The organism is Duganella sp. Dugasp56, assembly GCF_047304105.1.
GTDB lineage: Bacteria > Pseudomonadota > Gammaproteobacteria > Burkholderiales > Burkholderiaceae_D > Rugamonas > Rugamonas hordei.
In genome coordinates, this window is sequence record NZ_JBGLYQ010000043.1 from 51007 (window position 1) to 62169 (window position 11163).

8 protein-coding genes are annotated in these 11163 nt (G+C 64.0%); 1 reads left to right on the forward strand and 7 read right to left on the reverse strand.

Features of this window, described 5'->3' with window-relative positions; genetic code table 11:
- Positions 1-15: 15 nt before the first annotated feature.
- From ACCD07_RS25445 to ACCD07_RS25475, 7 genes are all read right to left on the reverse strand, one after another.
- Positions 16-1323 (reverse strand): gluconate:H+ symporter, encoded by a 1308-nt coding sequence (locus ACCD07_RS25445; protein WP_176653982.1) that lies wholly within the window; start codon positions 1321-1323, stop codon positions 16-18.
- A gap of 13 nt (positions 1324-1336) precedes the next feature.
- Positions 1337-4279: a TonB-dependent receptor domain-containing protein gene (locus ACCD07_RS25450; protein WP_413448940.1), complete on the reverse strand. Its 2943-nt coding sequence runs from the start codon at positions 4277-4279 to the stop codon at positions 1337-1339.
- A gap of 239 nt (positions 4280-4518) precedes the next feature.
- Positions 4519-5439 carry an alpha/beta hydrolase gene (locus tag ACCD07_RS25455; RefSeq protein WP_413448941.1) on the reverse strand — a complete coding sequence of 307 codons (921 nt, stop codon included), beginning with the start codon at positions 5437-5439 and terminating at the stop codon, positions 4519-4521.
- A 294-nt stretch (positions 5440-5733) separates the two neighbouring features.
- On the reverse strand, positions 5734-6786 hold the full coding sequence (locus tag ACCD07_RS25460) for a porin (protein ID WP_413448942.1): 1053 nt from the start codon (positions 6784-6786) through the stop codon (positions 5734-5736).
- A 164-nt stretch (positions 6787-6950) separates the two neighbouring features.
- Positions 6951-8273: an MFS transporter gene (locus ACCD07_RS25465; RefSeq protein WP_413448943.1), complete on the reverse strand. Its 1323-nt coding sequence runs from the start codon at positions 8271-8273 to the stop codon at positions 6951-6953.
- A gap of 67 nt (positions 8274-8340) precedes the next feature.
- Entirely contained in the window at positions 8341-9261 is a 921-nt protein-coding gene (locus ACCD07_RS25470) for a hydroxyacid dehydrogenase (RefSeq protein ID WP_413448944.1), read from the reverse strand.
- On the reverse strand, positions 9258-9953 hold the full coding sequence (locus tag ACCD07_RS25475) for an RraA family protein (RefSeq protein ID WP_413448945.1): 696 nt from the start codon (positions 9951-9953) through the stop codon (positions 9258-9260). Before ACCD07_RS25475 ends, ACCD07_RS25470 begins: the two co-directional genes overlap by 4 nt.
- Before the next feature lie 123 nt (positions 9954-10076).
- Between ACCD07_RS25475 and ACCD07_RS25480 the strand changes: the two genes are divergently transcribed.
- Entirely contained in the window at positions 10077-10970 is an 894-nt protein-coding gene (locus tag ACCD07_RS25480) for a LysR family transcriptional regulator (protein WP_413448946.1), read from the forward strand.
- Positions 10971-11163 lie beyond the last annotated feature (193 nt).

Here is an 11163-nt window from a genome sequence, read left to right on the forward strand (position 1 = left end):
GTCTCCTTGATTGTTCTAAACGAACAGCGACAACAGCAGGACGAAAACAATGCCGAAGCTGCCGACCAGCGTTTCCATCATCGTCCATGAGCGGAAGGTGTCCTTCAGCGACAGGCCGAAATACTCCTTGAACATCCAGAAGGCGGAATCGTTCACGTGGCTGAACATCAGGCTGCCGGCGCCGACGGCCAGCACCATCAGGTTGGGATTGACGCCCGACGATTCCACCAGCGGCCCGACCACGCCGGCAGCGGTCACGCCGGCGACGGTGGCAGAACCGAGGCACACGCGGATCAGCGTCGCCACCGCCCAGCCCAGCAGCAGCGGCGGCACCGGCAGGCTGGCCAGCTGGGCGCCGAGCTGGGCGCTGACGCCGGACTCGGTCATCACCTGCTTCAGCCCGCCCGCGCCGGCGATGATCAGCAGGATAGGCGCGATCTCGCGCAGCGCTTCCTGGGCCGAGCCCATCACCTGCGGCAGCGTCTGGCCACGGCCGAGACCGAGCGTGTAGATGGCCACCGCGTACGACGCCAGCATCACCACCGTGGGGTTGGAGAAGAACGCCAGCGGCTGGGTCAGTTCGGGACGCAGCAAGGTGGTCAGGGTCAGCGCGCCCAGCAACGCCACCGGCAGCAGCGCCGTGAAGAAGCTGGCGAAGGTGCCCGGCAGTTCGTGATCGGGCTTCGGCTCGGCGTTGAAAATCGCGGCCGGCTGGGCGCGGATGTTCTTCAGCGTCATGGCGAAGACCGGACCGGCGATGATCAGCGTCGGAATCGCCACCAGCAAGCCGTACAGCAGCGTCTTACCCATGTCCGCGTGCACCGCCGCCACCAGCGCGGTGGGCGACGGGTGCGGCGGCAGGAAGCCGTGGGCGATCGACAGGCCGGCCAGCAAGGGCATGCCGAGCGCCACCGCCGGCCGGCCCGACTGGAACACCAGCGAGAAGATCAGCGGGACCATCAGCACGAAGCCGACGTTGTAGTACAGCGGCATGCCGACCACGAAGCCGGTGACGGTCATGGCGACCGGCATCCGGTGCGGACCCAGCGTGTCGATCAGGCTGACGGCGATGCGCCGGGCGGCGCCGCTGTCGGCGATCAGCTTGCCGAACACGGCCCCAAGGCAGATGACCACCACCAGCGAACCGAGCAAATCGCCGATGCCCTTCTCGATGGCGCCGGGAATCTTCGCCAGCGGCATGCCCAGCATCAGGGCGGCGACCATGGCTGCCACCACGAACGCCAGGAGCGGTTGAACCTTGCCCCAGGCGATCATGATGGTCAGCAGGCCGACCGCCAGCAGTACGGAAAATAAACTCCACACGGCTGGCGCCCCCTTAGAAGTTCATGCGGACACCGACGCGGTAGGTACGGCCGACCGAGTCATAGACCGCAGGATTGAGGCCAAGGCTCAGATTGGTCTGCGGCACCATCACCGGCGCGCGGTCCGCCAGGTTGTCGACCTTGAAGTAGCCCGTCACCTGTTTCGAGAAGCTGTAGTTGCCGCCAAGGTCGACATAGACCGCGCCCGGCATGTGGTTGTCGAAGATGGTCGGATGCGCCGCGGTCGGCAGCGGGCAATTGGTCCGGCACTCGATGTATTCATTGTTGAATACGCCGGCGCCTATCCAGCGCTCGCTCAGGGTCAGGCCAAGCTTGCCGGCCATCAGCCCATCCCACGACTGCGACACCAGCCCTTTCCACTTCGGCGTGGGGCCGGTCATCGCGCCCGCGCCTTCGATCGGCGTCGTGCCCGGCACGCCCGGATCGGAGATCGAGTGGATCATCCGCGACGCCAGGCCGCGCAGCGTGACGGTGCCGGGCAGGCCGAAGTCGCCCATGTTCTTGCGGTAAGCCATCTCGAAGTCGACGCCGCGCGTATGCAGCGAGGCGAAGTTGAAGCTCTGCGCCAGCACATAGTTGGTGCCCGCCGGCCCGTTGATCGAGACCGCCGAGCAGACCGCCTGGTTGCCGCCGTAGCACAGGTCGACCTCCTGCTGCGGATTCAGCGAGCTGATCACGTTCTGCACCTTGATGTCGTAGTAGTCGACCGAGAAGTTGAAGTTGCGCGCCCAGCTTGGCTGGCTCAGCACCAGGCCGAAGGAATTGTTGCGCGCGTCTTCGGTCTTGAGCGCCGGGTTGCCGACGTTGCGCTGCTGGATCTGGACCGACGAACCCTGGCTGTTGTTGACCGCCTGGTTGGTGACCGTCATCGCGGCGTACAGCTCGGACAGGTTGGGCGCGCGCACGTCCTTCGAGCTGACCGCGCGCAGGCGCAGGCCGTCGACCGGGGTCTGCCAGGTGGCGCCCAGCTTCCAGGCGCGGGCCTTGCCGGCCGTGCTGTATTTCTCCTCGCGGTCGGCGATGTTCAGGTTGGCTTCGCCCAGGGTGGCCGACTTCAGGAACGGGATGTTGAATTCGACATAGGCTTCCTTGACGTTGAACGCGCCCTTGCCGTTGTGGTAGTTCCCCGCGAACCAGTTGTCGCCGGTGACGGACAAGGTCGGATCGGCCGGATAGTTGGGGCTGTAAGGCGACTCGACCGCCACGCCGGCGCCGTAAGGGTCGCCGAACACCGAGTAATCCTCGCGCCGCCATTCGGCGCCGAACGCCACCGAGATCGGGCCGGCCCAACCCTGTGCCAGCTCGCCATTGATGTTAGCGCTAACAACATTTTGCGTCGAATCCGTGTGCTGCATTGGGCCGTTGACCGGTGCGATGTAATTCCATCCCGCCATGTTGATCGGGACATTGCCGAAGATGTTGATCGGCTGGCAGCCGGCGGCGCGGGCGGTGACGCTGCGGCAGACGATCTGGCCGGTGGCCGGGTCCTTGACCGCGTCGATGGCGAAGTTGTAGTGCGGATTGAGCGTGATGTCCTTCACCTGGATCACGGTCTTGTTCTCGCCGTGCTCGGCGTACGCGTCGTACGACCATTCCTTGCCGAACATCGTAAACTTGCCGTCGGCGCCGACCACCACGCGGCGCTGGGTGCGCGTCGGATGCACGTTGATGTTGGACGGGAACTCGGCGTTCGCGGTGCCGACCGACATGGCGCCGGTGGGGTAGCCGGAAGCGCAACCGGCGGCGACCGAAGCCGGCAGGTAGGCGTTGTCGCAGCGGATGGACAGGTTGCCCTGCTTGGCCGCCCCTGGATTCGGCGAGAACACGGAGGTGACCTGCGCCCAGTTGCCGGTGACGTAGATTTCATTGTCCGCATCGAGGTCCCACGACACGCGGCTGTAGGCGACTTCGCGCTTGAAGTTCATCGCCAGGTTGGTGCCGGCGCCGACGCTGCCGTCACGGTCGCCGCCGATGCAGAAGTTGCCGACGCAATCGGTGCCGTACTGGAACGCGTAGGGCGTGCCGCCGGGGCCGAACGCCGTGCCTTTCAGCGGGCCGTTGGTGATCAGGCCGTATTTGGCGTACTGGATGTGCTGGGCGTTGATGATGCTCTTGAAGCGCGGCGCGCCGGCGGCCTGCATATCCTTGGTCGATTCCTGCAGGGCGGGATTGTTGTACCAGTCGCGGCCGCCCGCGCCCACCTGGCCGAAGCCTGGCGAATCGATGCCGTTTTGCTTGGTGAATTCGCCGCTGACGGTCACGTGCAGGCGGTCGTCCATGAAGCCCTTGCCCCAGGCGGCCTGCAGCGTGCCGCTCTTGTCGTCGTGGTACTGGGTCTCGCCGCCGGCCACGTTGGCCTTGAAGCCGTTGAATTTCTTGTCGGTGATGAAGTTGACCACGCCGCCGATCGCATCCGAACCGTAGGACGCCGAGGCGCCGCCGGTGACCACGTCGACGCGCTTGACCAGCAGTTGCGGGAATTGGCTGACGTCGGTCACGCCGGTGACGTTGGCGCCGACCACGCGCTGGCCGTCGAGCAGGGTCAGGGTGCGCAGCGTGCCCAGGCCGCGCAGGCTCAGCGAGCTCAGGCCCTGGATGCCGCTGGAGGTGCTGAAGGTGTTCGTGGTGCGGCCGGTGCTGCCCTGCAGCGCCGGCAGTTCGATCAGCGATTCGAAAATATTCGGTTTGGCCGCCTTGTCGAGGTCGGCGGACGACAGGCTCGTGGTGGGCGTCGGCTGCGAGAAGCCGCGCGCGGCGATGCGCGAACCGGACACGACGACGGTTTTCACCTCCTCGGGCTCCGGCGCGGCCGGGGTGGCGCCGGCCGGTTTAACCGCGTCGGCCGGTACTTGCTGGGCGTGGCCGGGCATCGACAGGATGCCGCAGGCGCTAGCCACTGCAAGGTTGATCATGGTGCGCTGAAATGGTGTTTTCATGGTTATCTCCTCTTATTTTAATGAGCGGCTTCGTCCTGTGTGAGCCGGTGCGACTGTGCTTCTGAACTGCTTTTTTTGTGTGAATTCCCTCCGCAAAAATGTTAGCGTTACCAAATCATCTCACCGAATTGCGTTTTTAAGGTTGCCGTTTAGCCACAGGTGGCTATTTTGATCGAGAATTAGGGTGCCGCCGCGCTGCTAGCGCTAACAGTTTTAATTGAGATTGTCACCGACATCCGCTAGCGCTTGGGCTGGAGGTAGCCGTGCATGCCCAGCCAGCGCACGTAGCCATCGAACCATCCGGTGCTGGTGGTGGTCTTGGGATACATGCCGAAACCGTGGCCGCCTTGCTCGAACAGGTGGAACTCCACCGGGCGCTTGGCGCCGCGCCAGCTGTCGATCAGGCCATAGCCGCCGTTACCGAAAAACGGATCGTCCGCCGCCAGCGCGACAAACAACGGCGGCGCGTCCGCCGGCACGGTCACCGCCGACAGCGGACCGTAGATGTTGCCGATGAAGGCCGGCTTGGCATCCTGTCCGTACAGCGCGGTCGACATGGTCAGCATGGCGCCGGCCGAGAAGCCAAGCATGCCGACGCGGTCGGCGTCGATATGCCACTCCTTGGCGCGGGCGCGGACCAGGGCAAAGGCGGCGCGGGCGTCGGCGACCTGCGGCGCATAGGCGGTGGCCGGGTCCTGCGGCACGGGCGGCCGCTTGGCCGTTGCGGAGAACATTTCCGCCATCGAGCGTTCGAAGCCGGCCATGTCCTGCGGGGTCTGGTTCAGACGGTATTTCAGCACGAAGGCCGCCACGCCCTTCCCGGCCAGCGCCTGGGCGACCTGCCATCCTTCGTTTTCCATCGACAGCGTGCGGAAACCGCCGCCCGGCGCAACGATCACCGCGGCGCCGGTGGCCTTGGCGGCGGACGGCAGGAACGGCGTCAGCGTGGCGACCGTGACGTTGCGGGCGAACACGCTGTTGTATTGACGGTGCCAGGCTTCCGGCGCGGTCGCGCCGGGCAGCGTTCCCGTGTCCAGCGTGATCGCGGCGGGCTGCGCCGGCGTGGCGATCGGCGTCATCTTGTCGTTCTGCGCCAGTGCGGATCCGGCGCCCATGTGCATCAGCGACAGCGCAAGCGCTGCAAGGCCAAATTTCTTCATCGTGTCTCCTGGGTGCCCGATTTTAGGGGCGTGTTTTTATGTTAGTCATCATGGTAACGGATCCAAAAATGGTTGCGGTAACATTTTTTGGTCACCCATGAAAATGTACTGCTTAAATTTCTACCAAGCCAATAACTTTTTTTATGACTTCGATATTGAAACCGATATCGGAACCAACTCAGCTCGAAGACACTTAAACACGGTGATCGTAGACAAATTGCCGAACCCGGGGTGATTTTCGCCTGCACCCCAGATATCGTCCGGAACATCGATACGCACCAGGATGTCAGCCTCTTAAAACAGGTGATTGATACCGGCCGAAATGCCGCGCTGGCGCGTCTGTTTTGTCGAGGGAATCAGGGCGCCTTCATAACGGTTCAGATCCACTTCCGCGTACAGGTTGGTGCGCTGGGAGAAGGTGTAAGTGGCCCCCAGCAGCAGCAAATCGCGCCTGCCGGTGCTGGCCAAGCTGGCGAAATTCGAACGGTAGGCAGCCAGCGTGGCTTCCACCGCCGGTGTGAACGCATAGCTCACGCCCGCCCAAGTGGTCTTGTTGCGATAGTCGCCAGCCGCCGCAGTCGATTGGCGCTCGCGCGACTGCGCCACCTTGAAAGTTGCCGCCTGCAGCTTGAATCCGCCGCCGGCGAGGAACGCCTTGTTGGTCAAACCGGCCACCGTTTCCTTCTGCGTGTAAGCGCCGGCCAGCAGCAGCGTCGAACCGGTGTAGCTCGCACCGACCGCCCGTGCCGATCCCTTGCTGGCGTCGCCCGCGACCTCGCCCAGCGCGTACTCGGCGCGCGCCGTCACCGGGCCGAAGGTACCGGCGTATTGAACGTCGTTATTGAAGCGCGTTCCGGAAGACGAGGACGCGCCCAGGCCCGCGGCAGTCGCCGCGGCCGGCAACGTGGTGCCTGCGCCCGACGACAGCGGCACGATGCCGGTGTAGTGATGATCGAACGGGTCGAGAAACTTTTCGGTCTTGAAGCCGATGGTGTATTGGCGGCCGACGTCGATGCCGCCCCAGTCGCCGCCCACGCCGATCGCCGCCGTCCGGTTGAACAGCACGTTGTTGGTGTTGTCCAGCGCCCCGGTCTTGCTGGAGAAGCCGCTCTCGAGCTGGAAGCGCGCCTTCAGGCCGCCGCCGAGATCTTCCACGCCGCGAAAGCCCAGGCGGTTGGAGTAATAGCTACCCGTGCCCATAGACAGCATGCCGCGACCGGCCGCATCGACATTGGTCTGATAGCGCAGGCCGGCGTCGATCGAGCCATACTCGGTCACGTTGGACTGCGCATATGCCGTTGCCGTAGCCATGCAGCACAGCGCCATCATCGAATAGTTCATCTTCATCTTGCAGTTCCTTGAGTAGTTTTTATGGAAATTTCTGCTTCAATTGCCGTGCGGAGGCCGCACGGATCCCTCCGCCGTTCCGCGGATTGAAAAAAGAAGGTGGTGTGTGCCGGCGTCGCCGCGGGCCGTCACTGCCCGCGGCCGCGATCAGTCGATCTTTTCGCTTATGCCACGGCCTTGACTGTTGCCGCGCGTGCTGCCTTGCCGGCACTGCGGCTCAGGCACAGCAAGATCGTGATGCTGACCAGTGCCAGCGCGGCGATCGGCAGGAGGGCCAAGGCGTAGCTGCCCGTGCTCGCTTTGATCCAGCCGTAGACATTGACCATCAGCCCGCCGCCGATCAGGTTGGACACCGCGTTAATGCCTGCCAGTCCAGCCGCCGCCGATCCCGACGCCAGCCAGCCCGAACTGAGCGCCCAAAACGGCCCCTTGAAGGAGTAGGCGCCGATCAGCACGCAAGACAGCAAGATGATGGTGGGCACAATCGATGTCGTCAGGAGCGTGAACAGCATGCCAAGCGAAATGAGTGCAAGGGGAATGACGGTGTGCCAGCGGCGCTCGCCGCTGCGGTCGGAATGACGGCCCCAACAGACCATCAACAAGGCAGCGATGGCGTAGGGAACCGAGTTGAGCAGCCCGGTCTGCATCACGGTAAAGCCGAACGACTTGATCATTTGCGGCTGCCACACGCCGAGCACCGTGCCTGCGGCCGATGCGGACGAACAGACCAGTGCCATGCCCAGCACTTCTTTGCTGCGGAACAGCTTCCACAGCGACAGGTGGGCAAACAGCTTCTTTTCGTTGCGCTCGCGCTCCATCTGCGCGGAGAGCCAGTCACGTTCTTCGGCGGTCAGCCATTTCGCCTGCTCCGGCCGGTCGGTCAGGAATGACAGGCATATCGGTCCCATGAGGACAGTCGGCAAACCTTCCAAAATGAACATCCATTGCCATCCGTGCAGGCCCATCGTCCCTTCGAGTTGCATCAGCAAGGCCGAAAGGGGCGAACCGATGAAGCTTGCCAGCGGCACCGACACCATGAAAATGGCAATAATACGGGCGCGGTAGGCGGACGGGATCCAGTAGCTCAGATACAGCAGAACGCCGGGAAAGAAGCCGGCTTCGGCAGCGCCAAGGAGAAAGCGCAGCATGAACAGCGAGTACTGGCCGGTGACCAGGGCGGTTGCGGCCGATACCAGCCCCCAGGTGATCATGATCCTGGCGATCCACTTGCGGGCGCCGAACTTCTGCAGCGCCAGGTTGCTCGGCACTTCGAAGAAAAAATACGAAATGAAAAACAAGCTGCTGGCGAATCCGAACACTTGCGGCGGAATGCCGAGGTCGTGATTCATGCTCAGGGCAGCCATGCCAATATTGCCGCGATCGATGAACGCAAGCAGATAACACACCATCAGGAAGGGGATCAGGCGCCAGATGACCTTGCGCACCGTCGCCCTCTCGAAATGAGTGCCGCGGGTAGTTGTTTCCATGCTGTCTTCCTCCAATACTGCCGTGGTCGGGCGCGCCATCTGGGGCGCACTCCGTTTTTTATTGCTGTTACGCCGTGACGGCGAGCTCGTCCAGGACGTTTTGCGCCGCTGCCGTGCCCATGCCGACATACGCATCCTCGGTGACGCCCGCCACATGGGGTGTGAGGATCGCGTCGGGCAACGACGAGAATGCATGGCCGCCGTCGTAGGGTTCGACCTGGAAGCTGTCGAGTCCGGCCGCGCGCAGCTTTCCGCTGCGCAATGCATCGGCCAGCGCCGCTTCGTCGATCAGGCCGCCGCGCGCGGTATTGACCAGGATCGCTCCCTGGCGCATCGCCGCCAGCGCGGCCGCGTTGATCATGTTCGCATTGTGCGCCGTGAGCGGGCAGTGCAGCGAGAGCACGTCGGACGTGGCGATGACGTCGTCCAGTTCGCCGCGTGCCACGCCAGTGGGAAACGCCTTGGCGAACGGATCGTAGGCGATGACGCGCATGCCGAGCGCGATACCGGTTTCAGCGACGCGCAGGCCGATCGCGCCGAGCCCGACCAGGCCCAGCGTGCGCCCCTTCAGCTCCATGCTCTTGTGCGTGGCCTTGTCCCAGTGGCCGGCGCGCATGCGCCCGTCGAGCCGGACGATCCCCTTGGCGCAGGCCAGGATCATTGCCCACGTGTGCTCGGCAACGGCAGCGGCGTTCGCGCCGGCCGCGGCCTTGACCGCAATGCCGCGTGCCTGGGCGGCGGCGGAATCGATCGTGTCGATGCCGGCACCGTGCTTCGAGATGACGCGCAGACGGCTACAGGCGGCGATCACGCGGGCGCTGATCTTGCCGTAGCGCGCGATGATGGCAACCGGGTCATGCTGGCGGCAGAGCGCGACCAGTTTATCCTCGTTGCAGTCCATGCCGGCGTAGACGAGCGCGCAATCGGCCAGCAGTGACACCGCCTGCGGCGCGAGGTCGGCTCCGGTGACCAGAATCACGGCGCTCATGCGATGCCTCCTTCGATCACCACGCCGGCCTTCTTCAGCGCGCCCTCGAGCCACGAAGGGCGCAGCTGGCCGCCGCCGCGGATTTGCTGCAGGCGCACAGTTTCGTCGGCGACCTTGCCGGCCGCCAGTGCCAGCACCGCCTCCACCTTGCTGCGCTCGACGACCACCACGCCATCGGCGTCGGCGACGATCAGGTCGCCAGGCGAAACCGACGTGCCGCCCACGGAAACCGGCCAGTTTACGCGCCCCGGCGCCAGTTTGGTCGGGCCGTTCGGATTGGCGCCGATGGCATAGGTCGGAAAGCCCAGCGCGCGGATGGCCTCGGTGTCGCGTACCGAGCCGTCGATGACGACGCCGGCGATGCCGATCTTCATGCACGCCGAGATCATGATTTCGCCCATCAGCGCGGCGGTCTCGTCCCCTTTGCCGTCGATCACCAGGACGTCGCCCGGCTTGGCCAGGGCCATGGCGGCGTGAATCATCAGGTTGTCGCCGCCGCGCACTTCAATGGTCAGCGCCGGTCCGGCGATGCGCATGGCCGGCGCCAGCGGCGCGATACGGCTGCTCAGGGTGCCGCGGCGGCCGGCGACGTCGGCGAGGATGGAAGCGGGAAATTCGGATGCGGCTTTGACCAGGCTTGGGTCAACGCGGATGAAATCATGGATGACGTCTGGGGGGGCGGAATAGGTCATGTCAGGTCCTGTCATGTGTGTGGTGAATAAGTGTTCTTCATAATGTGAATCGAGTATAGGAAACCTGATCTATAATGTATATTCACTTATTTTTTGCGAACTTAAACTTTCAGGAATGATTCCATGGATTTTCGCGATTTGCGCTATTTCGAAGTCATCGCCACCGAGGGCAACCTGGGACGCGCTGCCGCCAGGCTGTTTCGCACCCAGCCTGCTTTGACCAAAAGTATCGACCGTCTGGAGGCCATCCTGGGGGCGCAGTTGTTCGAAAAGGCCGGCCGCGGCGTGAAACTGACTGCCGCCGGCGCCGTGCTGCTGACGCGCACGCGGCAGATGGCGCTTCTGATCGAGGAAACGTCGCGCGAGATGAAGGAGCATGCCAGTGGGCTGAAGGGAAAGGTGCGGATCGGATGCGTGCCGACGCTGGCGGAGCACATGATGCCCGCGGTGTTTCAGGAACTGTTGGCGGACGCCCCGGAGGTGGAGGTCGAACTCAAGGTGGCGATGAACGACGCCATCCTCTCCGCATTGCGGGACGGCGAGCTGGACCTGGTGGTCGGCCCGATCGTCGAATCGGACGAGCACCTGGTGTCAGAGCAGTTTTCGGAAGACGAGGTGGTCGTCCTCGCCAGCAGGGATCACGAAATCTTCAAGGGTCCGTATGCGTTAGCGGACCTGCTGCGCTACAAGTGGGTGCTGCCGGCGACGTCGGTCGCGAGCCGGCAATGGCTGGACCATACGTTCGAACGGAACGGCCTCGCCCGGCCGGCAGTGCAGATTGAATCGAATGTGCTGATCATGATTCTTCCGATCATCGAGCAGACCCACTTGCTGGGATTTGTGGCGCGCTTCAACCTGCAGTCGCAAAAGACGTATTTGCGGGAAGTGGAACTGCCTGAGACCACGATGAGACGACCGTTGGGCCTGACCTACCGAAGCGGCGGCTATATGTCCCCGGTGGTACAACGGACCGTCGCGATCCTGCGAAGCCAAAATAGCGCGTTGTCCCGCGTATAGATCCGATCGCCGCGAGGGTCGCCACCAATCAACGTCGCGGTGGGCTTGGATTATAGATGACGCGTGCGTCGGGGGGCCCCCCCCCCGGCGGGGGGGGGGGGGGGGGGCCGGGGCGCCGCGGAACCAGGACGTCGCCAGCGAGGTGCCGATGGCCCGCATGCGGGTCGGGTAGATTTCCGGCGTGTACAGGAAC